The 26308-nt window shown below is 46.5% G+C and carries 21 protein-coding genes; 17 read left to right on the top strand and 4 right to left on the bottom strand.

Features of this window, described 5'->3' with window-relative positions; all coding sequences use genetic code 11:
- Window positions 1-26 precede the first annotated feature (26 nt).
- The 13 genes from AM231_RS18295 to AM231_RS18235 all read left to right on the top strand — a co-directional run bounded on the left by AM231_RS18295 (window position 27) and on the right by AM231_RS18235 (window position 16163).
- Complete coding sequence (locus tag AM231_RS18295) at window positions 27-713, top strand: response regulator transcription factor (RefSeq protein ID WP_053491884.1); 687 nt, start codon at window positions 27-29, stop codon at window positions 711-713.
- Between the two features lies 1 nt (window position 714).
- Window positions 715-2160: a sensor histidine kinase gene (locus AM231_RS18290; RefSeq protein ID WP_054403938.1), complete on the top strand. Its 1446-nt coding sequence runs from the start codon at window positions 715-717 to the stop codon at window positions 2158-2160.
- Between the two features lie 52 nt (window positions 2161-2212).
- Window positions 2213-3163 (top strand): 4-hydroxy-3-methylbut-2-enyl diphosphate reductase, encoded by a 951-nt coding sequence (locus AM231_RS18285; protein ID WP_054404268.1) that lies wholly within the window; start codon window positions 2213-2215, stop codon window positions 3161-3163.
- Between the two features lie 658 nt (window positions 3164-3821).
- Entirely contained in the window at window positions 3822-4778 is a 957-nt protein-coding gene (locus AM231_RS18280) for an ABC transporter permease (protein ID WP_054403937.1), read from the top strand.
- 30 nt (window positions 4779-4808) lie between these two features.
- A complete protein-coding gene (locus AM231_RS18275; protein ID WP_054403936.1) occupies window positions 4809-5705 on the top strand; it encodes a carbohydrate ABC transporter permease in 897 nt (298 codons plus the stop codon).
- A gap of 83 nt (window positions 5706-5788) precedes the next feature.
- A complete protein-coding gene (locus AM231_RS18270; RefSeq protein ID WP_054403935.1) occupies window positions 5789-7456 on the top strand; it encodes an extracellular solute-binding protein in 1668 nt (555 codons plus the stop codon).
- A gap of 75 nt (window positions 7457-7531) precedes the next feature.
- Window positions 7532-9106: a response regulator gene (locus AM231_RS18265; RefSeq protein ID WP_054403934.1), complete on the top strand. Its 1575-nt coding sequence runs from the start codon at window positions 7532-7534 to the stop codon at window positions 9104-9106.
- 93 nt (window positions 9107-9199) lie between these two features.
- Complete coding sequence (locus AM231_RS18260) at window positions 9200-10933, top strand: sensor histidine kinase (protein ID WP_082341759.1); 1734 nt, start codon at window positions 9200-9202, stop codon at window positions 10931-10933.
- A 189-nt stretch (window positions 10934-11122) separates the two neighbouring features.
- Complete coding sequence (gene aroF, locus AM231_RS18255; protein ID WP_053491890.1) at window positions 11123-12178, top strand: 3-deoxy-7-phosphoheptulonate synthase; 1056 nt, start codon at window positions 11123-11125, stop codon at window positions 12176-12178.
- A 273-nt stretch (window positions 12179-12451) separates the two neighbouring features.
- Window positions 12452-13876, top strand: coding sequence for a type I glutamate--ammonia ligase (glnA, locus tag AM231_RS18250; protein ID WP_054403933.1), 1425 nt, complete (start codon window positions 12452-12454; stop codon window positions 13874-13876).
- 159 nt (window positions 13877-14035) lie between these two features.
- Complete coding sequence (gene serC, locus AM231_RS18245; RefSeq protein ID WP_054403932.1) at window positions 14036-15121, top strand: 3-phosphoserine/phosphohydroxythreonine transaminase; 1086 nt, start codon at window positions 14036-14038, stop codon at window positions 15119-15121.
- Between the two features lie 130 nt (window positions 15122-15251).
- Window positions 15252-15716, top strand: coding sequence for a tRNA (uridine(34)/cytosine(34)/5-carboxymethylaminomethyluridine(34)-2'-O)-methyltransferase TrmL (trmL, locus tag AM231_RS18240; RefSeq protein WP_053491893.1), 465 nt, complete (start codon window positions 15252-15254; stop codon window positions 15714-15716).
- A 192-nt stretch (window positions 15717-15908) separates the two neighbouring features.
- Window positions 15909-16163, top strand: a complete 255-nt coding sequence (locus tag AM231_RS18235) for an AbrB/MazE/SpoVT family DNA-binding domain-containing protein (RefSeq protein WP_053491894.1) — start codon at window positions 15909-15911, stop codon at window positions 16161-16163.
- A gap of 292 nt (window positions 16164-16455) precedes the next feature.
- Here AM231_RS18235 and AM231_RS18230 read toward each other — a convergent pair whose 3' ends face one another.
- Both AM231_RS18230 and AM231_RS18225 read right to left on the bottom strand, forming a co-directional pair.
- On the bottom strand, window positions 16456-17541 hold the full coding sequence (locus AM231_RS18230; RefSeq protein WP_054404266.1) for a phosphodiester glycosidase family protein: 1086 nt from the start codon (window positions 17539-17541) through the stop codon (window positions 16456-16458).
- Between the two features lie 5 nt (window positions 17542-17546).
- Window positions 17547-17960, bottom strand: a complete 414-nt coding sequence (locus AM231_RS18225; protein ID WP_053491895.1) for a hypothetical protein — start codon at window positions 17958-17960, stop codon at window positions 17547-17549.
- Window positions 17961-18334: 374 nt separating this feature from the next.
- On the opposite strand from AM231_RS18225, the gene AM231_RS18220 reads away from it, so the two are divergent.
- Together AM231_RS18220 and AM231_RS18215 are read left to right on the top strand one after the other, a co-directional pair.
- Window positions 18335-18991 (top strand): response regulator transcription factor, encoded by a 657-nt coding sequence (locus AM231_RS18220; RefSeq protein ID WP_053491896.1) that lies wholly within the window; start codon window positions 18335-18337, stop codon window positions 18989-18991.
- A gap of 122 nt (window positions 18992-19113) precedes the next feature.
- Window positions 19114-20337: an aminotransferase-like domain-containing protein gene (locus tag AM231_RS18215; protein WP_054403931.1), complete on the top strand. Its 1224-nt coding sequence runs from the start codon at window positions 19114-19116 to the stop codon at window positions 20335-20337.
- Between the two features lie 142 nt (window positions 20338-20479).
- Here AM231_RS18215 and AM231_RS18210 read toward each other — a convergent pair whose 3' ends face one another.
- On the bottom strand, window positions 20480-21256 hold the full coding sequence (locus AM231_RS18210) for a DUF2161 family putative PD-(D/E)XK-type phosphodiesterase (RefSeq protein ID WP_054403930.1): 777 nt from the start codon (window positions 21254-21256) through the stop codon (window positions 20480-20482).
- 269 nt (window positions 21257-21525) lie between these two features.
- Here AM231_RS18210 and AM231_RS18205 point away from each other — a divergent pair, with 269 nt between their 5' ends.
- Together AM231_RS18205 and AM231_RS18200 are read left to right on the top strand one after the other, a co-directional pair.
- Window positions 21526-23421, top strand: coding sequence for a PrkA family serine protein kinase (locus AM231_RS18205; RefSeq protein WP_054403929.1), 1896 nt, complete (start codon window positions 21526-21528; stop codon window positions 23419-23421).
- A gap of 256 nt (window positions 23422-23677) precedes the next feature.
- The gene (locus tag AM231_RS18200; protein WP_054403928.1) at window positions 23678-24733 is read left to right on the top strand and encodes a globin-coupled sensor protein; all 1056 of its coding nucleotides are present in this window, start codon (window positions 23678-23680) and stop codon (window positions 24731-24733) included.
- Window positions 24734-24857: 124 nt separating this feature from the next.
- Here AM231_RS18200 and AM231_RS18195 read toward each other — a convergent pair whose 3' ends face one another.
- Window positions 24858-26249, bottom strand: a complete 1392-nt coding sequence (locus tag AM231_RS18195) for a SpoVR family protein (RefSeq protein ID WP_054404265.1) — start codon at window positions 26247-26249, stop codon at window positions 24858-24860.
- Window positions 26250-26308 lie beyond the last annotated feature (59 nt).

Genomic DNA, 26308 nt, shown 5'->3' with positions numbered 1-26308 from the left:
TGATAGAAGATAGAGGAGATGCCGCTATGCGATCCCGGATTTTAATCGTAGATGATGATGAGAAGATTATTTCCATGCTGCGCAGAGGACTTGCGTTTGAGGGATATGACGTTCTGACTGCATCCAATGGAGCAGAAGGGTTGAAAGTGATACTGAGTGAGGACCCGGATGTAGTTATTCTGGATGTGATGATGCCCCAAGTTGATGGATTTGAAGCGCTGCGCAGACTTCGTGAAGGTGGGAGCACGGTTCCAGTGCTGATGCTAACAGCGAAGGATGAAGTTGAGAACCGGGTGAAAGGTCTTGATATCGGAGCGGATGATTATCTGGTCAAACCATTTGCGCTGGAAGAGCTGCTTGCCCGCGTACGAGCATTACTGCGCCGTAAAACAGGGGAAGATGCCTCCAATCACCGACTGACGTATGAGGATCTGGTAATGGATACAGATGCGAGGGAAGTGATTCGCAGTGGACAAAGACTGGAGCTAACCGCGAAGGAATTCGAGCTGCTGCATCTGTTTATGCAAAATCCGAAGCGGGTGTTATCCCGCGATTTAATTATGGATAAAATATGGGGCTACGACTACAGCGGGGAGTCCAACGTGCTGGAGGTTTATGTCGCCATGCTCCGGCAAAAGACCGAGGAACATGGAGGGAAACGGCTGATCCAGACGATCCGCGGAGCCGGCTATATTTTAAGAGGAGATAACTAGCATGTCCATTCGTTTAAGGCTGACCGCTTGGTATACGGGTATTCTATTTGTGACACTGCTGGCATTCAGCTCTGCGGTGTACGGCTTTGTCCATTTGTATACGTATGAGGAGCTAAAGCAGCGAATCGTAAACCAGGTTGATAAGGTTGCATTTGGGACTAATGGCTTTGAAATCGTGCCTAGTAAAGATTCCGCTGATCGACTTGAAGCTGCTGATCTGTATATGCAAAATTATTCCTTTCATAATGGACAGATTTGGCGTTCTGATAATATGATCTACAGTGGACTTCAGTTTGAGGTTCCTTCTACTAACAATATTGCAAAAGCGAATAATGCTTTTACACGTGTACATCTCAATGGGAGTACATTTCTTGTGTATCAAACTGCATTCACAGACTCAAATAAGCTAGTACTATGGCTTCAAGTCGGCGCCAATACCCGAACCATCGAGCAGACACTCGACCGGCTCCAATCCATTCTAATTATGGGGTCGGCAGCGACCTTGGTCATTGCTTCCACTCTCGGCTTGTTCCTGGCCCGGAAGTCCATGAAGCCTATTGGCAAAGTAACGGAGGCTGCTGACTTGATTCAGAAGGGGACGGACCTTAGTGTACGGATCGAGTACGATGGACCGGAGGATGAGATCGGGCAGTTGATTGGCACATTTAACGGCATGTTGGAGAGGACCGAGGGCTTTTATAAAGAGCTTGAGGATGCTTATGCGGCACAGCGCCGCTTTGTATCCGACGCATCCCATGAGCTTCGGACGCCCCTGACTACGATCCGGGGCAATGTGGATCTCCTGCAGAAGATGTGGACGGAAGCTCCCGGTGAGAGAGCGAATATGGACGAAGAAACGATGAAACAAATTTCGGCCGAAGCGGTAGGAGATATATCCGATGAAGCGAAGCGGATGAGCCGACTGGTGAGTGATATGCTGTCGCTGGCTCGGGCGGATACCGGTCAGACCTTTGAACGGGACCCGGTTCCGCTGCAGCTTTTGGTCGAGGAGGTTGCCCGGCGCGCGCAATTCCTAGAGAAAACCGCCGAGTGGCATGTAGGGGAGCTATCCGTTCTGAACGGCGTTTATGTTGAAGGCAATAAAGACTATTTACAGCAGATGCTGTTCATTTTTATTGAGAATGCCTTTAAATATACGCCAGAGGGTGAGGTTAGTCTGGATGTAGTTCTGTACAGGGGCCAAGTTGGCATTCGGATTGCAGATACGGGAATCGGTATGGATAAGGATGAGGTTCCATTTATATTCGAGCGCTTTTATCGTGCGGATCAGTCCAGAGGCGTCACGAGCGGGACCGGACTGGGACTATCCATCGCCAAATGGATTATTGATGAGCACAAAGGCTCTGTTGAGGTGGTAACCCGCAGAGGGGAAGGAAGTACCTTTATCATTTGGCTGCCCACCATCTTTGCTCCCCCGCTGGAATAGGTTATAATAGACTAGATCGGTCTACGTAATACAACGAAAGCAGGTGAAGATCATCGAGGTCTTGAAAATATCACCGAGAGGATACTGTTACGGCGTCGTTGATGCTATGGTATTGGCGCGTCAGGCGGCTCAGAACTTGGATCTTCCTCGGCCTATTTATATATTGGGCATGATCGTTCATAACAGTCACGTCACGCAATCCTTTGAAGATGAGGGCATCATTACGCTGGATGGCCCGAATCGGATGGATATTCTGAATCAGGTGGAGAGCGGAACGGTTATTTTTACGGCACACGGAGTTTCTCCGGAAGTTCGCAAGCTTGCACGGGACAAAGGGCTAACTACGCTGGACGCGACATGTCCGGATGTTACGAGAACCCATGATTTGATCCGAGAGAAGGTAGCGGACGGGTATGAGATCATATATATCGGCAAGAAGGGACATCCTGAGCCGGAAGGGGCTATCGGAATTGCTCCGGATCATGTGCATCTCATTGAGAAGGAAGAGGAGATTGAACAGCTGCACGTGAAATCTTCCCGAATCATCATTACGAACCAGACGACGATGAGTCAATGGGATATTAAACATATCATGAAGAATCTCCTCGATAAGTTCCCGGGAGCAGAGATTCACAATGAAATTTGCCTTGCAACGCAGGTGCGGCAGGAAGCAGTAGCCGAGCAAGCAGGTCAAGCGGATTTGGTTATTGTTGTCGGAGATCCGCGCAGCAATAACTCTAACCGCCTTGCACAGGTATCCGAAGAAATCGCAGGTGTTCCGGCTCATCGTATTGGCGATGTGACGGAGCTCAAGCGCGAATGGCTTGAAGGTGTGGGCAAAGTAGCCGTTACCTCAGGGGCTTCAACACCAACTCCTATCACCAAGGAAGTCATAGCTTACTTGGAACAGTATGAACATGATAAGCCGGAAACTTGGGAGATCAAGCGTACGGTTAATATGAGCAAACTGCTGCCGCCTGTTCGGGTAAAGAGCAATTCATAATTATCGAAGGATAATACCGAAGCAATAGGAATTAAGTCAACCGTCCCGATTGGATCGGGACGGTTGTTTTTTTGTTTTTGTTCACCTATGCTATAGCAGAAACCCCGATTAAAGCAGATAATTGCCCAAGCCAAGATAGTTGTAGGTTTAATTGAGCGTTATATTCTTAGGTCTCATTCATCGCTAAAGTTTACCGATAACACTGACATCATAGAGAATGGTTCATCAAGCGTCGGATTAAACCGTGTTGAGCTGAGAGTAGATGATGTTATATTTATAGTTATTTTGACACATGCCCAGTCCGAGAAGAATCATATTCTCTCGATTGAAAGGCACGAAATATGGTGGATATTCTCCCCTTACGGTAAATAGCGGAACATGAATCCTGAGAAAGAAGGACATGGCCCTATAGACCTGTGGGGATTTTTTTTATGCACTGAATCGAAGATGGAACAGTTATTTAAGCCATAAAATTACATCCCTTTCAGGTATGCCCTGAAAAGGAGATTCCACCCCTACGGCTATGTGTGAAAGCGTTTTACTATACGATTGATTTCTATCATTTTTCGTTGATCAGGCAAATATTTATATATTCGCGTTTATTCTACAATATTAGACATCAGGTACTTCAAGGCAATAGCACAACGGGGGGTTGGAGATGGCACAGATATCCGTAGAACAGAAGGCTGTTCCAAAACGGAAGAGAGACAATGGATTCTTACGCTTTTTTAAACAGTGGGATATTCAGTTAATGGTACTTCCCGCGCTCGCATTGATTTTTGTTTTCAGTTATATACCGATGTACGGTATTCTAATGGCTTTTCAGGATTTTAATATATTCAAAGGCATGGGAGGCAGCCCGTTTGTCGGGATGAAGCATTTCCAGATGTTCTTTGAATCGCCAGAGTTCATGAATGTCATGCGGAATACCATCGTGATCAGCTTGCTTAAGTTTGCGATTGGTTTTCCGGCACCGATCCTGCTGGCACTTATGCTGAATGAAGTTCGGCATATGTTCTTCAAACGATTGGTACAGACCGTCAGTTATTTGCCCCATTTCTTATCGTGGGTTATCGTATCGGGGTTTGTGGTTTCCTTGCTATCTACCGATAACGGAAGCGTAAACATCCTTATGGAAAAAATGAACTTGATCAAGGAACCTATAAACTTCCTGTCTCTTCCTGAATACTTCTGGGGCATTCTGGTGACTACAGGGGTTTGGAAAGAGATTGGTTTCTCCTCCATCGTTTACTTGGCGGCGGTTGCGGGAGTCGATCCCCATATGTACGAAGCTGCAGATATGGACGGTGCGAGCAAATTCAGACAGATCTTCACGATTACATTACCATCCATCATGCCTGTCGTAATCATCTTTATGATTCTGGCAATAGGTAACCTGCTTACTGCAGGTTTCGAGGATATTTTGCTCTTGGCTAAGAACCCTGTATTAAGAGGGGTTTCCGATGTAATTGATACTTATGTTTACCGAATTGGTATTGAAAACTCCCGGTTCTCTTATGCAACGGCTGTAGGCTTGTTCAAAGCGGTAATCAGTGTGATGCTTCTGACCATCGCCAATGTGATCGCACGCAGATCAGGTAACAGTCTATGGTAAACGAACATTGTAACGAGGGGAGCGATTAGATTGGTACGTTTAGGATTCGGTGATCGTTTCATGATGATCATGATCTATATCTTTCTAGCATTTTTGGCCTTTGTCACCTTTTATCCATTTTGGAATGCGCTTGTGGTTTCTTTTAACTCAGGAGCAGATACGTCGCTTGGAGGAGTCACCTTCTGGCCGAGAGACTTTACATTGGAGAACTACGAGATCGTGTTTCAGGATAAACGCTTGTTGAACGGCTTCGGCATATCCGTAGCACGTACGATCGTGGGAACGATTACTTCGATTCTTGTGACTTCTGTCTTCGCATACGGCATGACCAAGCGCGAACTGATGGGCCGTAAATATTACATGATTATGTGTATCGTCACCATGTATTTCGGTGGTGGATTAATCCCGAGCTTCATGCTGATTCGCGGTTTGGGCTTGATGGACTCCTTCTGGGTATTCATCATTCCAGGCTTGGTAAGTGTTTGGAATATGATCATCTTCCGGACCTTCTTTGCTGGCCTGCCTAATGGCTTGGAAGAATCGGCGAAAATTGATGGAGCGGGTAACTGGGGAATCTTCTTTAAGATTATCCTGCCGCTATCAGGACCGGTAATTGCTACTTTGTCATTATTCACGGCGATATCTCACTGGAATGAGTGGTTCTTGCCAAGTATTTATATCAATAAAGAAGATCTGCTTCCGATACAGACGATTCTGCGTCAAATATTGAATTCCAACATTATGTCTGAACAGATGAGTAATTTGGACTCAGCCTCTCAGGCAGCATTATCCCGAATGCAGAGTGTGACAACGAAATCGTTGTCCATGGCCACTATGATTGTTGCTACGGTTCCGATCATCATGGTATATCCTTTTGTCCAGAAGCATTTTGTTAAGGGTGTACTGGTAGGTTCCCTGAAAGAGTAGCCTTTTGGCTAGTAATCTTGTTGTTTGAAGCTTTAGCTTTAGACATAAATATCAAGTGGAAGTACGAAAGGGGAAATTAGAGAATGAGGCTCAGAAAAAAATCTTTGGCCACATCAGTATCGGCATTACTCGCAGCGGCATTAATGCTGTCAGCATGCGCTGGTGGCACGAAGACAGCTAACCCGTCTCCTGACACTGGCGACAAAGGAAGCAGCACGCCAACAGAAGCAGTATCCGATAAGTATGTACTGGGTGAGCAGCCGCTTGACTTCAGTTTCTACGGACACTATGACTGGTACACCATGCCAACATGGGGAGAAGATGCAGCAACAAAATGGATCAAAGAGAATAAAAAGGTCGATGTAAAAGCGATCAACTCCCAAGGTAATGCACAGCAAAAGTTCAATACGATGATTGCTTCCGGTGAGCTTCCTGACGTAATCTGGATGGATAGAAACTCGGATGTTGAGAAATTGAGAGAGAACGACATGCTTGTGCCTTATGATGACTATCTGGATAAATATCCAAACTTGAAGGAATGGCTGGGCGAGGCTGGAATTAACATGCTTCGTTCCCCGGATGGCAAGCTGTATCAATTCCCTAACTGGTACACCAGTCAGCCGAACGGTAATGCAGGATATGTAGTGAACAGCAAAATTTATAAAGAGCTTGGCGAGCCTAAGCTTGAAACAACCGATGATTTGACTAAATACCTGGAAGCTGTTAAAGCTAAATACGGAAACACGGTAGTTCCATTTGAGCCAGGGATTGAAGGACAAGGAATTGATATACTGTATTCTGCTTTCAAAGAGGATGCACTGACCCGTTGGGTTTCAATTCGAGGTGTGCCTAACGGTGATAAATTAACTTCCATCTTTACAGATCCGACTTATCGTGAATCGATGCAGTATGCAGCGAAGCTGTTCCGTGATAAACTGATCTCTCAAGATGCGCTGACTCAAACGGCTGACCAAATCAAGGAAAAAGTAATGACAGGACGCGTGGCTGTATATGCAGCTTCCAGTCCGACTGAAAATGCTATGAACGCACACGCTGAACTTGTTAAAAAAGATCCGGATGCCGGTTATTTCATGATCTGGCCGATTCATAAGGAAGGTCTGGACAAGAATAAAATCTTCCCAGGAACCTACACTCAACTTGGTTGGAACGTAAGCGTTATTACGAAAGCTGCTAAAGACCCTGAAGCGATCTTCGCTTTCCTGGATTGGTATACAGGTCCGGAAGGTCAAACACTGTTGATGTGGGGACCTGAAGGCGGATATTGGGATGGATATGAAGAGGATGGCATAACTCCTAAGTTTACTGAAAAATATGTTACTGATGCTGCAGGTTTGGGTAAGCTGCAGGCTGACACAACAAACCTCCAATGGAACGGTAACACGGTATTTATAGATACCGCAAAAGCGAAATATGAAAGCACATTGCCAGAAGAAGAGCGTAACTGGTCGACTCGTTGGCAGTATGAAGTAACTTGGAAAACTCAAGCGAATGCTACGGAATTCATCACTCTTGATCCGGCCCCAGAAAGCGAAGAGGGCATTATTCGCCAGCGCGTAGAAGACATCTACACAGAAGCTAGAGCGAAAGCGCTGTTTGCAAAAGACGATGCTGAAGTATTGGCTGTCTTGGACAAAGCAGAAGCAGATGCTCAAGCAGCTGGATATGAGAAGCTTCTGGCATACAAAACAACGAAATGGCAAGCTAACTTGGCTCAAATGAATGGCCAATAATAGAATAACATAAACCGAAAGGGGTATGCTGCACATGCAGCATACCCTTATCGAAATTTAGGAGAGATGAGACCCATGTATAAAGTGCTGCTGGCTGACGATGAAGTACTGGACCTAGAGGGCATGAAGAGCTTTATTCCGTGGGAGAGTCTTGGAATGACCGTGGTAGATTCCGTTAATAGCGGATTTGCGGCTTGGGAGGTTCTACAAAAAGAGAATATCGATATTCTCGTGACCGATGTACGCATGCCGAATATGACAGGTATTGAATTAGCGCAAAGAGCATTGAAAATTCAAGAAGATTTACAGGTTATATTCGTAAGCGGTTACCAGGACTTCAGTTATGTTAAGCAGGCCATTGCGCTAAATGCATGTAATTACGTATTGAAGCCTATGCAGGACGAAGAGTTAATTGAGGAGTTAACAAAAGTACGGCTTGAACTGGACAGGCTTCAAGAGCGCAAGGAAACAGAACGGGCTTATCAGCAGATGATACCGATTCTCAAAAATCAATTTTTGCTGCAAATCCTGCAGAAGCCCTATGACGGGACGATGCTCAATATCATGAAGCGCGAGTATCAGCTTGAGGAGTTAAACTGGCCCGTTAACGTCATATTACTTGAAGTGGATGATATAAGCTCGTGGCGGAGCAACCATGACGAGTTTGAGAAACCACAGGGGTTAAACGAGCAGTTCTTCACGAGTTTGCATAAAGAGCTGGAGAGCTGCGGCTTCAAGAATATATGCAAGGTAACCGACCAGCGGCTCGCCGTACTCATGGATACAGAGAGGGGCAAGACAGAGATTCAGTCCGTGTTGAAGCAGCTTGGCCAAGAATATCCCCTTACCGTAACTGTGGGCGAGGGTGGGACTGCCCATCGGGTTGAGGAGCTGCATCCTTCCTATATGATGGCAGAGGGAGCATTGGATTATAAAATGTTCCGTGGAAAAGGGAAATGGATACTCTATAACGAAGTGCCAACGGAGGATCGGGAGGACGCGAGGAGCCTCGATGTCAGACTGGATTCTTTATTTGCTGCCATGGAAAATTATGAAATAGTCAAGATTCATGATGAGATTGAAGCTATACAGGTTCTTGCATCCCATATGGGCTCTAAATTCACGGTCCGGAATCTTGGGATGTATATTATGTTAAAACTGGATGCCCATTTGCACACCATGCATGAAGACCTGTTTCGTATGCTGGGAATTGAACTGAAAAATCTGGATGTGCTGCTTCAGTTTGAGACGATGGATGATATCTTTTCGTGGCTGAGAATGAAGGTATTCGAAATATCCGAGCGATTGAACTTTCGCAAACCGTCCAAGAATGGGCGGCTTGTTGAGGAAATCATTGAGAATTTACGTGAGCGACTGCACGAGAATATTACACTGCGTGATATGGCCAACCGCTTCTCCTTTTCACCAAACTATCTTGGAGTTCTGTTTAAGGAAGAAACAGGTTATAATTTTAGTGACTATGTCATCAAGCTGCGCATGGAGCGGGCCAGAGACCTGTTAATTAGCACCAAACTCAAAATATATGAAGTGGCCTATCAAACAGGCTATCAATATTTGCCTTACTTCAGCCGTCAATTCAAAGAGATATATGGAATGACACCCCTGGAGTACAGGCGTAAACACTCTTAACATACTACTATAGCGCTCGCAATGGGGTTGTGATTGGTTTTGGCGGGGAAATTTGAACGTATACGTGTCAAGATGCCCTTTGGCTTCAAATTAATGATATCTTACTGCGTATTCATCATTATACCGGTAATGCTGGTTGGGTATATTGCGAATCAGGTATTCATCCAATCAATTAGAGAACAGACAACGAATAATATTCAAGGTACCCTGCTTCAAATGAGTGATAATATTTCCTATAGAATGGGAGACATTGTCCGAGTTTCGGATATGCTTTATTTTGACTCTTCCTTTAATAACCGGCTGCGTTACTCTGAAAGCGCGTATGTCAGCTATGATACGATGGTCAATGTTCTGATGCCCAAGCTGGAAACAGCGATCAGTACAGCGAACTCCAAAGTATGGTTATCGATCTATTTGAGTAACGAAAATTTAGGAGAAGTATATAATAACTACAGTTATTCAGACCCGCTTGATTCAAATACGCGTCTCTTTGACATATATCAATATAATCGTCTTATCGATAAGACCTGGTACAAGCAGTATCCTCAGGAAGAAAGCTATGGAACGACGATGGAATGGAAACAAATCGAGAATGATGCAGACAACGGGCGTATTTCGCTGCTGCGGAGATTAATAGATATCAATTCTATAAAGCTCCAGGAAATCGGATTCGTGCGAATCAATGTCAGTCTTAAGGATATGTTTGATAGTGTAGATTATAACAAAATTGGTGATGGGACAGCGCTGTATTTAGCGGATTCACAAGGGAGTGTTATTCTCTCATCAGGTGAGATGCAGACATCGGTTGCCTTTAGGGAAAACGAGCTGCGCAACAATGGAGATTTACTTATCAGTAAGCCGATCCCTGAGCTCGACTGGAATCTTGTAGCCGTTGTTCCTGCAGATATCGTAGAGAAAGATACGGTGAAAATTCGAAATCTCACGCTGCTCATTTGTATTGTTTGTATCGGAATCTTTTTTGTGGTCAGCTTGTTAGTGTCACGATACTTCAGTCGCCGGGTGTCCAAAATCGTATCGGTGCTCGACTCCTTCCAGGAGGGTGAATTTCACAAGAGAGCTCATTTCAAAGGAAACGATGAGTTTACACATATATCTTCAGCCTTGAATGAAATGGGCAGCAATATCGGCAAGCTGATTAATGAGGTATATCTAGCTGATCTTCAGAAAAAACAAGCGGAACTGGAATCATTACATGCGCAAATTAATCCGCATTTCTTATATAATACCTTATCTTCCATTAGCCGATTGGCTCGGTTTGGCATGCTGGACAAACTCCAGCGTATGGTCATGGACTTGGCCAAATTCTATCGTTTGTCGCTTAACGATGGCAGGAATATCATTCCGGTAAAGGATGAATTGGAGCAGGCCCAGGCATATGTGGACATTCAAAAGATCAAATATGATGAACGCATGCAGGTTACCTATGATTTTGCACCGGAAGTAGTCCGCTATGAGACGGTGAAATTGATATTGCAGCCGTTTATTGAGAATGTGCTCGAGCATGCGTGGACCGGCGAGTCGATACATATCCGGATTACGGCGAGCGTACTGGATGATGTCCTTGAATTTAAAGTTATCGATAACGGAGTGGGTTTTCCGCCGGGAAGAGTGCTGAACAATATTGGTGGACAGGAGCTTACCAATGCCGGCTATGGGATCAAGAATGTGGACCAACGAATTAAACTCTATTATGGCAATGAATATGGGGTCACGTTATTCAGCCGGGCTGGCATAGGGACTACAGTGAGAATAGTGATACCGCTCGAAAAGCGTACAGTCGCAGAGGGACGCAACAAACCGTTGTAGACGGTTATAGTTATCTAAATCTCTCGGTCGTGAAGGCTCTAACAATGGGCTTGACGCGGAGAGATTTTTTTTGTATATTTACTTTATTGAATAAAAGCGTAGAAGCATAAAAGCTTAAAAGCGAACAAGCGTGAAAGTGAATGCCGATATTCTGCAATTGAAACCATATTCAGAAAGAGGGTTTAATAAATGATCGTTATTACATCCAATCAAATATCAGAAGAACAAGTTCAGAACATCGTAGATGAAATTGAGAAGGAAGGGCTCCAGGCACATGTTTCCCGTGGTGAAGACCGCAATGTGATCGGATTGATCGGCAGTGTGAATCCGAAGCTGGCTGAGCATCTTCGTCAGATGAAGGGTGTAGAGAACGTAATCAAGATTTCAAAATCTTATAAACTCGCCAGCCGCGATTTTCATCCCGCGGATACCGTCATCGATATTAAGGGAACCAAGATTGGCGGCGGCAATCTAGTTGTCATGGGAGGCCCATGCGCAGTGGAATCGGCCCAGCAGATTGATGAGATTGCTCAGCTCGTTAAGGCAGCAGGCGGGCAAGTGCTCAGAGGCGGCGCATTTAAGCCGCGGACGGGTCCATACAGCTTCCAGGGCGTAGGCGTGGAAGGTTTGATTATGATGGCGGAAGCAGGGCAAAAGCACGGGCTGTTAACCATTACAGAGGTGATGACACCTGAATACGTGGATATCTGTGCGGAATACGCCGATATTCTCCAGGTGGGTACCCGTAATATGCAGAATTTTGATTTGCTGCGGAAACTGGGTACGTGCGGGAAGCCTGTTTTGCTAAAAAGAGGCTTTAGTGCAACATACGATGAGTTCCTGAATGCTGCAGAGTACATTCTTGCCGGCGGCAATCCGAATGTTATGCTCTGTGAACGAGGCATACGAACATTCGAAACTTATACCCGCAATACACTGGATTTAACAGCAATTCCTGTTTTGCAGGGGCTGAGTCACCTGCCGGTGATCTCGGATCCGAGTCATGGAACAGGAAGACGTGAGCTTGTTGAACCGATGTCCAAGGCTTCCGTAGCAGCTGGGGCAGATGGATTAATTATTGAAATGCATACTGATCCGGACAATTCCATGACAGGTGACGGTGTCCAATCTCTCTTCCCAGATCAATTTGCTGCACTGCTTAAAGACTTGGAGCAGCTGGCTCCGCTGGTAGGCAAAAGCTTTGCAACGACGAAGGCCCCTGCTTCCGAATTTGTACGTGTATAATCATTGTTATAAGCAAAGCAATATTTAAAAATACAGTATCCATACGATGGAGACAGGAATCCCATCTGTAATACCGAACAAGACACTTGCAGACCCACTGCAGGTGTCTTTTTTATTTACATGTTACATTACATAACATGAGTTTCAAAAATACCTTACATAGGTATTGACGTCAGGTTATCTCCCCGCATATAATGACGAAAAGAAAACGAAAGATTAGGAACATTCTTGAGTGGTTTGAGTCTTAATGTTCGGATATTGGGAGGAATAGTCATGTCGGTAGAGAAATTATTGCAAACCATTAAAGAGAATAGCATCGAATGGGTCGATTTCCGTTTTGTGGATTTAGCAGGAAGAGTACATCACATCAGTCTGCCAGCTTCCGAAGTCGATGAGGAAACATTCGTGAACGGGGTAGCATTTGACGGATCGTCGATTCCAGGATTTCGAGGCATTGAAGAATCCGATATGGTCATGATGCCTGATCCGGATTCTTGCTACATTGATCCATTTACGGCACATCCGACACTTAACATTATGAGCAACATCTACACGCCGGATGGCGAAGCTTATGAGCGTGACCCACGAGGAATTGCAGCCCGAGCTGAGCAGTATCTTCAAGAAGCGGGGATCGGTACCACAGCATTCTTCGCTCCGGAATCCGAGTTCTTCTTGTTTGATGAGGTCCGTTATGAAAGCTCCATGAACAGCTCCAGCTATTTCGTTGATTCGGAGGAAGCCGGATGGAACACTAACCGCAAGGAAGAAGGCGGTAACCTCGGTTTCAAAGTTGGCGTTAAGGGAGGATACGTTCCTGTAGCCCCTGTTGATACTCAACAAGACATCCGCAGCGAGATGTGCCGTTTGCTTGAAGAAGCAGGACTCCGCGTCGAGCGTCACCATCACGAAGTGGCAACTGCCGGCCAAGCTGAAATCAATTTCCGTTTCGATACATTAAAGAAGACTGCCGACAATTTGTTGATCTACAAATATATTGTTCATAACACTGCCCGCCAATACGGCAAAACAGCTACCTTTATGCCAAAGCCATTGTTCGGCGATAACGGAAGCGGCATGCATGTTCACCAATCGATATTCGATGGCGACACTCCCCTATTTTACGAAAAAGGCGCTTATGCTAACCTGAGCGAAACAGCGATTCACTACATTGGCGGTATTCTGTACCACGCTCCTGCATTGATCGCCTTGACGAATCCGAGCACCAACTCATTTAAACGTCTCGTACCAGGCTACGAGGCCCCTGTCAATCTTGTATTCTCCAAAGGCAACCGTTCTGCTGCAGTACGGATTCCAGTCGCAGCTGTAACACCTAAAGGCTGCCGTATCGAATTCCGCACCCCGGATTCTACAGCGAACCCGTACCTAGCATTCTCAGCGATGCTGATGGCAGGTTTGGATGGAATCAAGCGTAAAATCGATCCAACCGCACTTGGCTACGGCCCATATGATAAGAACATCTACGATTTGTCTGACGCTGAGAAGAAGGAGATTCGCAGCGTGCCAGGTTCCCTTGATGAAGCTCTGGATGCCCTGCAAGCTGATTATGAATTCTTGATCGAAGGCGGCGTATTTACAAAAGAGTTTCTTGATAATTTTATTGCGCTTAAGCGTGCTGAAGCCAAAGCGGTTAACATTCGCGTTCACCCTCACGAGTATTCTCTGTACTATGATCTATAATAAATGTGATTCAACATCCCTGGGCATCTGAGCCCGGGATGTTTTTGTACGCATACTCAGGATATTTTAAATGTGAATAATTACACTTGAAGGTCTTTAGGATTGTTGCTATGATTAGCGTTAATTAGAAATCATAGAAAAGAAAGGGTGGAGAGTCTTATGAGCAAGAGAGCATATAATTTTAACGCAGGCCCTGCTGCATTGCCGCTTGAAGTGTTGGAGCGTGCGCAGGCTGAATTCGTCAATTACGGAAATACCGGCATGTCGATTATGGAAATGTCTCATCGAGGTCCTGTTTATGAAGCTGTACATAATGAAGCACAGGAACGCTTGCTGTCCCTGCTTGGGAGCCCATCCGGTTATAAGGTGTTGTTCATTCAGGGCGGGGCGAGCACTCAATTCGCCATGATCCCGATGAATTTTTTGGGACAAGGCCAGACTGCGAATTATGTCATGTCGGGAAGCTGGGCTGACAAAGCCATTAAAGAAGCGAAGCTGATCGGTGAAACCCATGAAGCGGCCTCCTCTAAAGAGAGCAAATACATGAGCTTGCCTGACCTCAAAGATATGAAGCTGTCCGATCATGCTGCTTATCTCCATCTCACGTCCAATGAGACCATTGAAGGTACGCAGTTTAAGGAATTTCCAGATACCGGCTCGGTGCCGCTGATTTGTGATATGTCGAGTGATATCCTCAGCCGTCCTTTCGATCTGAACCAATTCGCGATGGTATACGCGGGTGCGCAGAAGAACTTGGGACCATCCGGCGTGGCGGTAGTCATCGTCAGAGAGGATATGATTACGGATTCCAAACATCTGCCGACAATGCTCCGTTATCAGACTTATTTAGCGAATAATTCCCTGTACAACACACCACCGTCTTTCGGTATTTATATGATTAATGAAGTTCTGAAATGGATTGAGGAGAAGGGCGGGCTGCAAGGCGTTCAAGCGATGAATCGGAAGAAAGCCGGTCTTATCTACGATGCTATTGATCATAGTGACGGTTTCTACCGTGGCTGCGTAAATGCAGAGGCTCGTTCTGACATGAACATCACCTTCCGTCTTGCTAACGAAGAGCTGGAGAAGCAATTTGTTAAGGAATCGGAACAAGCAGGGTTTGTTGGTCTGAAAGGCCATCGCAGTGTCGGAGGTTTGCGTGCTTCCGTATACAATGCAGTACCTTACGAGAGCGCCCAGGCACTTGTAGAATTCATGCAGCAGTTCAAGAGCAATCACAGCTAATCATTTATGAGATAAACACCCATAACCTTCAGCCTGACAGGGCTGAAGGTTATTTTTGGATATCGGGAGAGATCGCTCTGGAATCGGTTATAATAGAAATAAAACAACAGAAAAGGTGGACTTTATCAACATGGCATTACACATCGTACTCGTCGAACCGGAAATACCAGCCAATACGGGCAATATCGCCAGAACATGCGCAGCAACGGGAACACATCTGCATCTGGTTCGTCCACTCGGCTTTAATACAGATGACAAAACACTGAAGCGGGCAGGGCTGGATTATTGGTATGCTGTACATATCGAATATCATGATTCTTTTGAGGAATTACAAGCGCTGTATCCGGATGGACGTTATTTCTATGCTACAACGAAAGCGACGAAGCGTTATATGGATATCGAGTATAAGGATGGAGACTTCCTCGTATTTGGCAAAGAGACCAAAGGGTTGCCTCCAGAACTCCTTGCTGCTCATCCCGAAGATTGCATCCGGATGCCGATGACGGATAAGGTTCGCTCCCTGAATCTGTCCAATTCTGCAGCCATCATGGTATATGAGGCCTTAAGACAACTCGATTTTCCAGGTATGGAATAAGACTTCCAGCATCTTGAGTTGAGGAGTATTACCCGGTGTACCTAGAAAATAATATAAAAAAATAAGAAATTTTTTATGACCAGCAGGATTCGACAGTTTTTTATCGAACTATTATACTAGGCCCTTATTATCAGTTCTGTACTGATGTGTCAGAAATCACTTGTTAACAATGAAAGAGGTGTACAAATCGTTATGAAACCTGCTGGTGTGGTTCGTAAAGTGGATCAGCTGGGAAGAATCGTTCTGCCTAAGTCTCTCCGTAAAAGATATCAAATGAACGAGGGGGATCCCGTAGAGATTCTTGTACAGGGGGACCATATTATATTGGAACGCTATCGTCCGAAATGCGTCTTCTGTGGTTCTATGGATGGAGTAAGCGAGTTTAAAGAGCGCTATATCTGTTTGCCATGCATGTCCGAAATGCAACAACTTCCTAAACATGCATAGTGCTCCATATGAATTACCTTTTGAGCATCGCTACTAAGCGGTGCTTTTTTGTTTCGATAATACTCCTGAAAAAATAAAAACTCCCTCGATATACGAGGGAGACGCCTTACAGGCCTTTGGTCTTATCATCATTGTATGCCGCGGTCCAAATGCCAACCATATAAAGGGCGAATACAAGCATGACAATCCAAAATGTTAATGAGAAAGACATTCTTGCCACCTCCTGCTAAGCTAATCTTTATTATACCCATCTTGGGCGAAAAAACCAACGAGAATATATGCGCAGAAGCTATCATTTGAAAAATAGGAAATGCGTAGGAACGGGCCGCAGACTTCCATCCGAGGGTTTATTCACGACACGGCCGTTAAGCACAAGAGATGCGGAACCTCCCCCATCCAGATTGTATGCATCGATGACGCCTAATTTTTTAAGTTTGACTTGCAGTTCTTGCAGCGTGGCTCCTGATTTGCCCTTCTCATCATACCCTTCGGTAACCAGGATGAGCAGCTGGTCGTCTTTATAATTGCCAATCACCGTGCGGGGCGCCCGGCGAGGGGTCGTTCTCCATTTTTCCGGTATTGTGGTCAAATTGCCATTTTTCATCAGAACGGGTACAAAGGTAGCGCCGAACCTCGGATTTAGCCGATCCAGCTGGCTCTGGGTGTGGAACTTGCCGCCGATCAGCTTGCCGGACTCGCTCAGGCCGACAAATGCAAGGTCTTTAAAGCTGGGTTGAAATCCTGATACGTACTTGCCATTATAGAAAGTCGTGCTGAGCGGATGTCTGCCCCCGTTCCCGTCAGCATATCCACCACCATTAATACCTGCAACTGCCCCGTGCCGACTAACAGCACGCATGGTAGTTTCCACAGACCCAGGCCTGCCGCTTTCGCTGCCAAGGGACATCTTCATCGCAGTCGAATCCTTGAGCTTGATTTTCATCGCATATCCATTATAGGTGCCAGGATTGACCTTGTATAATTCGATACGTATCCGGTCACTGTTTACGGTCTCAATAGGAACGCCCAGCTTCCCAGTGATTCTGCGATTATAAATCTGCTCGGGACGGGCTGCTTGGGATTCCGTGGTTTTCAGGATGGTACCTACCGTGGCCGTCGTCTGCCTGTAAAGCTTGGCCGTTTTTTCAATGGAGGATATCGTCTGTTCCGCCGAGAGTGCAGCCTGATCCAGATTCTGTTTGATGATGGCTGACTGTTCCGTTACGCTGCCGGTAGGTATATATGCTGCGGTGTCGTGTGACAAACGCGGCGGCTCCGTTAATAACCACATACATAACAGCAACCCGATAAAAGGAGCGATGGCTAGCATAAATGTACGGTTTAGCTGCTTTGGACGAATATACTTCAGTTTCCTCAGTTTACTCACTTCAGCAGCTCCATCTTGCGTTCCAGCACTTTCAGCTGTTTCTCCACTTCGTTTAATTGACTGTACAGCTTGTTGCTGTTGTCTGTTTTGCCGCTAGCCTGATCTTTGGTAAAAGTCAACAGCTCATTAAACGATTGAACCTTGCTCTGCATTTCGTCCATCTCTTGAACCAGCTCATTAAACTTCTGATCATACTCCGCTTTGAACGATGCCATTTCCTTGCGCGTATCCTCTTGCAGCTGTATTACGACTTGCTCTTTTAGTTGATTGCTATATAAGTAGGCTGCGGTAGTACCCAGCCCGATGAGAACAATCCAAAAAACCCAGAACCATTTGGTAGAAGGTCCCTTTTGGTGCACTTCCTCACGGGTTTTATAGGGGGAATTGTATTCTGGCCCCAACGCTGGCATTTCATCACCCCTCAAAAACTATCATTTTTTCCAGCTATCATTCTATCATGTCAGAATTACTTTCGCAAAGACGAATAAATCATGCTTGTTTTTATGAAAAATAGATTGCCTAGAAAGTTAGAGTGGGATACAATTTGTATAGATTTGTTAATCGAAAAAGATACATATGAGACATTAGCCTTGTATACCGTCCCTTTCATACGCAGCTGCGGCAGATAAACCTTTTTTATATACCGAAAAAGGGTGAAAATGTGTCAGTCTGTATCTGCAAACAACGAAGGATCGAATGTGGCGGCAAGCAAGGAAATGACGCTGCTTACTTAGATAGAGATACTAGTGATTCAAGTTCGTTGAAACAGGAGGTCTATTTGAAGATGAATCAGGTTTGGCGAGTAGTTATAGTCGGCAGTCAACCTACAAGCATGCTGGGAACAAAATTGATCTTGGAAGAGCAGCAGGACCTGCTCGTTGAGGGCATGACGTCCTCGGATTCTGAAGGGCTTCGAATGGTCGGGAGTCTCCAGCCCGATTTGGTACTATTGGATTACCATCTGCCGGAACACACATCCGAGGATGTGCTTGAGCAGATGAAACAGCTGTCTCCAAAGACTCATGTTGTCATTATGACGGATAATGACGGGTTGTCCTTGCTGCAATCCTTGATCAGTCGCGGAGCAAGCGGCCTGTTATCCAAGCAGGCATCCACTTTCCAGCTTATTCATATGATTACCGGATTGCGGGAAGGCGTTGCCTCGCTGCCGCTCGATTGGGTAAGGCAGGGCATATGGCCGTTAACCGCTTCTGCGATGAACGAAGGCGGCCTTCAGCTCTCGGATACGGAAGCTTTTATTATGGAACGGATCGTCCAAGGCATTACCTACGACAAAATCGCTTTGGAAATACAGGTCAGCCGGCGCTCGATTGATAATTACCTCCGTAAAATCTATGTGAAACTAGGAGTATCCACCCGTGCGCAGGCGATCGAGAAGTACGCCTTATATACCCGCCAAGGCAGACAAATTTACGCATAAAGTCATACATAAAGTTATAATTAGGTCTAATATACAACGAACAGGAATACCTTTTAGAGGTTATCTTAGAGGCTCCTGAACACAAAACCGAGGCTTTGATAACGGTTAGAGGAGGGACTTCCATGCAGTATTCCTTTGCTTCCCGTGCACAGACCCTTTTGTCATCCCCGCTGCGCGATATCAGGGAACTTGCGAAGCGGGATTCTTTTATTTCTTTAGCCGAAGAACTGCCGGCAGAAGAGCTATTCCCTGTGCATTCCCTGGCAGAGGCGGCAACATCCGTGCTCTCCGAAGACCCGCTCGCCTTGCAGTACGGTGAGGCCGAAGGTTACAGACCGCTCCGTGAGTGGCTGAGCCAAGATTTTTCCCGCCGAAAAGGTCTACATGTCCAGCCCCAGCATATACTGCTGACAACGGGCACCCAGCAGGCTATTGATTTGCTGGTCAGGGTGTATGTGGACCCTGGGGATCCTGTGCTGGTCGACAATCCTACCTCGCCGGGACTGCTCCAGGTGCTTCGGCTTCAAGGAGCTGCGATCATACCTGTTGAGGGAGATCAGGAGGGGATGGTGCCTGAGCATCTGGAAGCCATGATTCGAAAGCATAAACCGAAGCTGCTAATGACGGCACCCAATTTCACCAATCCAACGGGTGTCGCCTGGAGCTTGGAGCGGCGCAAGAAGGCGCTGGACCTGTGCATTTCGCATGGACTTCTTATTGTCGAGGATGATTCATACGGTGATCTCTCATTTGCAGACGGCAAGAATCAGACGACAGAGTTGCCCTCGATTTTCTCACTTGAAGAGAAGCAAGGCGAGCATGTCCTGTATGTGGGATCTTTCAGCAAGACGGTAGCACCGGCGCTTCGAACGGGATGGGCTGCCGGCAACCGGCGTGTGATTGAGATGATGACGGCCGTGAAGCAGATGGCCGATTGGCAATCCAGTATGCTAAATCAGCGGATGCTGCACCATCTGCTCGAATCCAAGCATTTTCAGCTGGAGGATCATATCGGCATGCTGAATCGGGAATATGCCATCAGGCTCAAGCTGATGGTGGAACTGCTCAAACGTAGTGCTTGGAAGGATTCCACATATACCATACCTTCCGGCGGGATGTTCCTCTGGGTACAACTGCCTCCAGGATTGGATGGGGAGGCGCTTCTGAGAGCGGCTTTATTAAAGGGGGTTGCTTTTCTTCCAGGTTCCATGTGCTCTGCAACATCGGCACAAGATCGTATCCGCGAATGTATCCGACTGAATTTTACGCATCCCGGCCGGGATGAGCTGCTGCTCGGAATGAATCTCATCAGCGAAGCCGTATTGGAATTTACAGCCCGGAACTAGCCATGAGTCTTAGCGATATGCGAATCGTTTGTAACATAGGGAAAGCTGCTGAATGGAACTTGATCCGTTCAGCAGCTTTTTTTCATGACGGCTTTTGGTTGGGATAACGAGAGAACAGGATAACGAGTGACGCGGTGTAAATTTATGATTTCAGTACAGTGGCATAGTCTGTCAGAGCTTGGATACCGGCTGGCGTGAGGACGTAGCGTCCACGACTGACCCTGCGGAACCAGCCATAGTAATTCCGCTGCAGAATGTCGGAGGCGGACCCTACGCCGCTTCGCTCACGCACAGCAGCCGGGGAAATGCCGGACAGTACAATAGGCGAAGGTCCTTCCGGGGACTCGTGTCCATTCTGCAATTCACGTAAACGGCCTTCTTCCATTTCTGCTGAATTCATGGCTGCTGCGACGCGCAGCGTCTTTTCCCGATAGGCCGTCACTAGCTTAGCTCTCGTGATCCCGCCTGTGTTGTAATCGCCGCTGCGCTCCCGAAATTCATACAGCAGGCGTTCCTTCCGCCGAATGGCGGTTCGCCCTTGCTGCACGGCAATCTCCGGCTCACATAGCACTTCGACGAAGGGTGCCTTGGTTTTGTAAAAAGTTACCGTGATGAGACCCAGTCCAAGCTTACCGCATAACGCGGTGAGCTCACCCCATCGCTGATTGACGGCTCCTTTCTTCGCCCGGCTCTTCTCGACGGCAAGATATACATACGGAGTCAGCTTCAAACGCTCGATGCCCTGGAGCAGAAGGGCCAGATTGAATGTTTTCTTTAGCTCTACAATGAGCGGCTCATCGGTGCCGTCCTTCATTCCGACCAGATCGCAATTGCGCACCTCGCCTTTAACTTCATATCCGTTTATTTCAAAAAAGGCCTTCAGGGGAGCGTACAGCTCGGCTTCATGCTTTATCGCCATGATGACTCTCCTTTTTTATCCGTAAGATGCTGAAATATCGTGACGCGTGATTTCATTTTAGTATAGCATGTGAACGCTGTGATGGCTCATCCGTTCGTCGAATGACCGATGGTTAGTTAAAAAGCGTCTGCTTGACTTCGAAAATAAGGTCAACTATTCCAAGCAAGCAGCATAGGTATGTAATACACTTTTTCGATAATGGCATGTTTTCTAATGACGCTGTGGAATGGAAGCCAATCCCCATAAACAGACTCATAGGAGGTAGCGATATGGATATTTTCGAACGCATAGCATCGTATCGGGCAGAAGGCGACCGTTTGGCGTGGAGCGGCACATTCAGGGAATACATCGAAATACTTAAGAAGGATCCCTCTCCAGCCATGACGGCACATGCCCGTGTGTATGACATGATCGAATCCTACGGTTTCGAAGAGAGCGGGGGCCAGAAAAAATATAAATTTTTTGAGCAAGAAATATTCGGTCTTGATCGGGCTGTTGAGAAACTCGTTGAGGAATATTTCCATTCTGCGGCCCGCAGGCTTGATGTACGTAAACGCATATTGCTGCTTATGGGACCCGTCAGCGGCGGCAAATCGACCCTGGTTACGCTGTTAAAGCGTGGGCTGGAAAAACACTCACGTACAGACCGGGGAGCCGTATATGCAATATCGGGCTGCCCGATGCAGGAAGAACCGCTGCATCTGATTCCGCTGGAGCTTAGACCGGAGATCGAGAAGGAGCTTGGCGTCCGAATCGAGGGGAATCTGTGCCCCGCCTGCCAGCTGCGTCTAAAAACTGATTACGGCGGTGATATAGAGCTTGTTGAAGTGGAACGCGTGTTGATCTCGGAGGAAAACAGGGTCGGCATCGGAACCTTCAGTCCTTCTGATCCCAAGTCGCAGGATATTGCCGATTTAACCGGCAGCATCGATTTTTCCACGATCACGGAATATGGCTCCGAATCGGATCCGCGTGCTTATCGGTTTGATGGTGAGCTGAACAAAGCAAACCGGGGCTTAATGGAATTCCAGGAGATGCTGAAATGCGACGAAAAATTTCTATGGAACTTGCTCTCCCTGACCCAGGAAGGGAACTTTAAAGCGGGCCGATTCGCGTTAATAAGTGCGGATGAGCTGATTGTGGCCCATACCAACGAATCCGAGTATAAGGCCTTCATTTCCAATAAGAAGAATGAGGCTTTGCAATCCCGGATGATTGTCATGCCGATCCCGTATAATTTGCGAGTCAGTGACGAGGAGAAGATCTACTCAAAGCTGATCGGCCAAAGTGATATGAAGCATATTCATATTGCCCCGCATGCGCTCCGTTCAGCAGCGATATTCTCTGTCCTGACTCGTTTGAAAGAGACGAAGAAGCAGGGGATGGATTTGATCAAAAAGATGCGGATGTACGACGGGGTAGAGGTCGAGGGTTATAAAGAAGCGGATTTGAAAGAAATGCAGAATGAATATTTGGAAGAAGGCATGTCCGGTATCGATCCGCGCTATGTGATTAACCGGATATCCAGTGCTTTGATTAAGCAGGACCTTCAGTGCATTAATGCGCTGGATATGCTGCGGGCGATCAAGGACGGATTGGATCAGCATGCATCTATTGCCAAGGAAGAGCGGGAACGTTATCTGAACTTTATATCTGCCGCACGCAAGGAATATGACGATCTGGCCAAGAAGGAAGTACAGAAGGCTTTTGTCTATTCTTTTGAGGAGTCCGCCAAGACACTGTTCGAGAATTATTTGGATAACATTGAGGCGTTCTGCAATTGGACCAAAATCCGCGATCCGTTAACCGATGAGGAAATGGATCCCGATGAAAGATTGATGCGCTCTATCGAGGAGCAGATCGGTGTGTCGGAAAATGCGAAGAAGGCTTTTCGGGAAGAGATCATGATCCGGATTTCGGCCTATTCACGGAAGGGCAAGAAGTTTGAGTATCACAACCATGAGCGGCTTCGTGAGGCGATTGAGAAGAAGCTGTTCACCGACCTGAAGGATATCGTCAAAATCACAACCTCGACAAAAACGCCGGATGCCGTCCAGCTGAAACGGATCAACGAGGTGAGCTCCAGATTAATAGAAGAACATGGGTACTGCCCGGTATGTGCCAATGAGCTGTTAAGATATGTTGGCAGTCTGTTGAATCGATAGAGCCGCATAAAGGGCATTTTGAATCCGCCAGGATTTCATATGAAAACCACCCAGAACGTGAACTATGTCCTATTAAGACGCAGTTCATAATTGGGTGGTTTTTCATAATAAGGATAAATCGACCTGAATAGTGCGTGAATACACACATAATTAGGACTTTAGGTTTATGTTTAGGTGGTAAATATAGTCTATAATGGACCTTAAGTTACTTGAACTTGTGAGATTCATCACACTATTTAGGAGTGAATTTTTCGAAATGATTGATGTTTCCCCGAAAAGACGTCAACAGTTGGAGTATATCGGTTTAGATGACCACGGATTGGAGCTTTTGGCCAGTCATCGTGATGTATTTTCGAAAGTGGTGGATGAGGTCGTTGACCGATTTTATGCACAGATTGGTACGCAACCGCAGCTTATGCAGATTATTGAGCGCACTTCGAATGTGGAGCGGCTTAAGGAAACCCAGCGGGTATACTGGTTATCGCTTGCAAAGGGAAAAGTGGATGATGTCTATATTGCCGAACGGATTAAGATCGGACAAGTTCATTCAAGAATTGGACTAACAACAGATTATTATCTTGGAAGTTATATGGTTTATTTGGATATCGCCGCCGATTTACTGAAACAAATCGTACCGGATCATTGGGTTCAGGTCGTGCATGCATTAAGCAAGATGTTTAATTTGGATTCCCAGCTCGTACTGGAAGCTTACGAGATGAAAGAGAAAGAAAAGATTAGCAACTTGGCTACAGATCAGCAGAAAATGCTGGAAGCGATCACGGGTGCTGTTCAAGAATTGACTGCCATGATCGTGGAGCTGGATCAGAGCGCAGCGCTGATGGCGGACAATGCCATGAAGACAGCGGAAGCACAGCAAAATGCTCATACGCTGACCAGCGAACTGGGTGATGAGATTCTGCATATCGAGCGGATGGGAAGTCTGATCAGAGAGATCTCCGATCAGAGTCATTTGCTTGGCCTGAATGCAGCGATTGAGGCGGCTCATGCGGGAGAGCTGGGCAGAGGGTTCGAAGTGGTTGCTGGCGAAGTCCGCAAGCTGGCTACCAACTCCAAGAAGGCAATGGATGAAATCCAAACCAAAGTGAGTGGTATTATCCGCAAGCTGGGTCTGGTGGAACGGGAATCGGAGAAGACATCCGTGAGCGCACGTAACCAAGCGGCAAGCTCGCAGGAATTGGCTGCCTTTGTCAAAATGATGGAGAAGCTGGCGGATGATCTGGAATCGCTGCAGCATGAATATGATATTCAAAAGCACGATATCGAATTGGAGACCATTTATAGCTCTCGATAAATGACAGCAGAACCAGATGACTTATATTTATATCAATAAAACACGACAGCACCAGCAAATGGAGGTATTACTCCAATCGCTGGTGCTGCTGCGTTATATAGTGTTATTATCATTCGCCGACTTGTTAAATAAACCGCCGATGAAGCTTTTTTCCATCATAGGAGAATAGAATCGGCTTGTTCTCTATCATCGTATGCAGATGCACCGGTTTGCCCCAGAGCCGGTAAACATGGGGAACGGTGCGCTCCATATATTTCAGGTCAAGCTCGATGCCTTCGTACAGATGCTTGATCATCAGCTCACCGGAACGGAGGTGGTCGCCATCTGTCACTACGAGGTAAGGCGATCCGCCGTTGACACGGGAGACGACCAGCTGGTCTCGAATATTCTCCCAAGCCTTATCGGTGATTTTCCACTCTGCTCCTTTTTTCTCAAACACATAGAGATCCAGATCTCTCACCAATTCTTTGGTAAGATAATTGCGCAGAAAGGAGATGTCAGAATCATACTCACGTACATCGAATATCTTCTCTCGATCCCAGCGGCGCTCGATATCCTCAAAGATTTTAAGACCCAGGTAGTACGGATTCAGACTGTGGCGTGACGGCTGAACAACCGAGGCGTTAAGCTTGGCGAATTCCACTGTTTCATCGCTGGTCAGATCCATTTCCCGCAGGATGCGCTGATGCCAATATGAAGCCCAGCCTTCGTTCATGATTTTCGTCTCCATCTGTGGCCAGAAGTATAGCATTTCTTCACGGAGCATGCTCATAATATCCCGCTGCCAATCCTCCAGAATGTCGGAGTACTCCTGAATGAACCACATGATGTCTTTCTCGGGCTCAGGCGGGAAGCGCTTGGCTGAGGCTGCGTATTTGTCCGATTTCCCCTCATCCTCTTCGTCCATTCCCCATAAATCATCGTATCGGCCAGGTGGCTGCTGCCGCTTCGCTTCCACTTCACGCTCTTGCATCCGACGTGCGGTGTACCGTTCTTTATCTAGTTTATCGGGCCTTACAATCTGTGGATCCACATGCTCTTGAATCGCCAGTACAGCATCGATGAACTGCTCAACCGCTTCTGTACCATGCTCAATTTCATAGCGGGAGATCCGCTCGGCAGTGGCCGACATGCTCTCTACCATATTGCGGTTGGATACGGAGAAGCGGGCGTTGTTCTTAAAGAAATCACAATGAGCAAGGACATGAGCCACGATGAGTTTATTCTGGATCAGTGAATTGCCGTCCAGGAGAAACGCGTAGCAGGGATTGGAGTTAATCACGAGCTCGTATATTTTACTAAGTCCAAAGTCATATTGCATTTTCATTTTATTGAAGGTTTTTCCAAAGCTCCAATGGCTGAAGCGGGTAGGCATTCCATAAGCGCCGAAGGTATATATGATGTCTGCCGGGCAGATTTCGTATCGCATAGGGTAAAAATCAAGACCAAAGCCTGTAGCGATTTCGGTAATCTCCGCAATGGAACGTTCCAGTTCCGCGATCTCGTCTTGGTGCACGAGGATTCCCCCTTCGTCATGAAAAACTTGGTTCTTATCATTTATATGGAATCCTGCTG

The sequence above is a fragment of the Paenibacillus solani genome (assembly GCF_001277345.1).
In the GTDB taxonomy this organism is placed as follows: Bacteria; Bacillota; Bacilli; order Paenibacillales; family Paenibacillaceae; genus Paenibacillus_AQ; species Paenibacillus_AQ solani.
The sequence above is the reverse complement of the archived record's forward strand: the minus strand, read 5'-3'. Positions and strand labels throughout refer to the sequence as shown.

What these genes read in the sequence shown, in the direction of transcription:
- AM231_RS18295 (WP_053491884.1), top strand. Translation starts at nt 27, where the DNA reads ATGCGATCCCGGATTTTAATCGTAGATGATGATGAGAAGATTATTTCC.
- AM231_RS18205 (WP_054403929.1), top strand. Translation starts at nt 21,526, where the DNA reads ATGGATATTTTCGAACGCATAGCATCGTATCGGGCAGAAGGCGACCGT.
- glnA (WP_054403933.1), top strand. Translation starts at nt 12,452, where the DNA reads ATGTCGGTAGAGAAATTATTGCAAACCATTAAAGAGAATAGCATCGAA.
- AM231_RS18290 (WP_054403938.1), top strand. Translation starts at nt 715, where the DNA reads ATGTCCATTCGTTTAAGGCTGACCGCTTGGTATACGGGTATTCTATTT.
- AM231_RS18210 (WP_054403930.1), bottom strand. Translation starts at nt 21,256, where the DNA reads ATGGCGATAAAGCATGAAGCCGAGCTGTACGCTCCCCTGAAGGCCTTT.
- AM231_RS18265 (WP_054403934.1), top strand. Translation starts at nt 7,532, where the DNA reads ATGTATAAAGTGCTGCTGGCTGACGATGAAGTACTGGACCTAGAGGGC.
- AM231_RS18220 (WP_053491896.1), top strand. Translation starts at nt 18,335, where the DNA reads ATGAATCAGGTTTGGCGAGTAGTTATAGTCGGCAGTCAACCTACAAGC.
- AM231_RS18225 (WP_053491895.1), bottom strand. Translation starts at nt 17,960, where the DNA reads ATGCCAGCGTTGGGGCCAGAATACAATTCCCCCTATAAAACCCGTGAG.
- serC (WP_054403932.1), top strand. Translation starts at nt 14,036, where the DNA reads ATGAGCAAGAGAGCATATAATTTTAACGCAGGCCCTGCTGCATTGCCG.
- trmL (WP_053491893.1), top strand. Translation starts at nt 15,252, where the DNA reads ATGGCATTACACATCGTACTCGTCGAACCGGAAATACCAGCCAATACG.
- AM231_RS18215 (WP_054403931.1), top strand. Translation starts at nt 19,114, where the DNA reads ATGCAGTATTCCTTTGCTTCCCGTGCACAGACCCTTTTGTCATCCCCG.
- AM231_RS18270 (WP_054403935.1), top strand. Translation starts at nt 5,789, where the DNA reads ATGAGGCTCAGAAAAAAATCTTTGGCCACATCAGTATCGGCATTACTC.
- AM231_RS18260 (WP_082341759.1), top strand. Translation starts at nt 9,200, where the DNA reads ATGATATCTTACTGCGTATTCATCATTATACCGGTAATGCTGGTTGGG.
- AM231_RS18235 (WP_053491894.1), top strand. Translation starts at nt 15,909, where the DNA reads ATGAAACCTGCTGGTGTGGTTCGTAAAGTGGATCAGCTGGGAAGAATC.
- AM231_RS18200 (WP_054403928.1), top strand. Translation starts at nt 23,678, where the DNA reads ATGATTGATGTTTCCCCGAAAAGACGTCAACAGTTGGAGTATATCGGT.
- AM231_RS18280 (WP_054403937.1), top strand. Translation starts at nt 3,822, where the DNA reads ATGGCACAGATATCCGTAGAACAGAAGGCTGTTCCAAAACGGAAGAGA.
- aroF (WP_053491890.1), top strand. Translation starts at nt 11,123, where the DNA reads ATGATCGTTATTACATCCAATCAAATATCAGAAGAACAAGTTCAGAAC.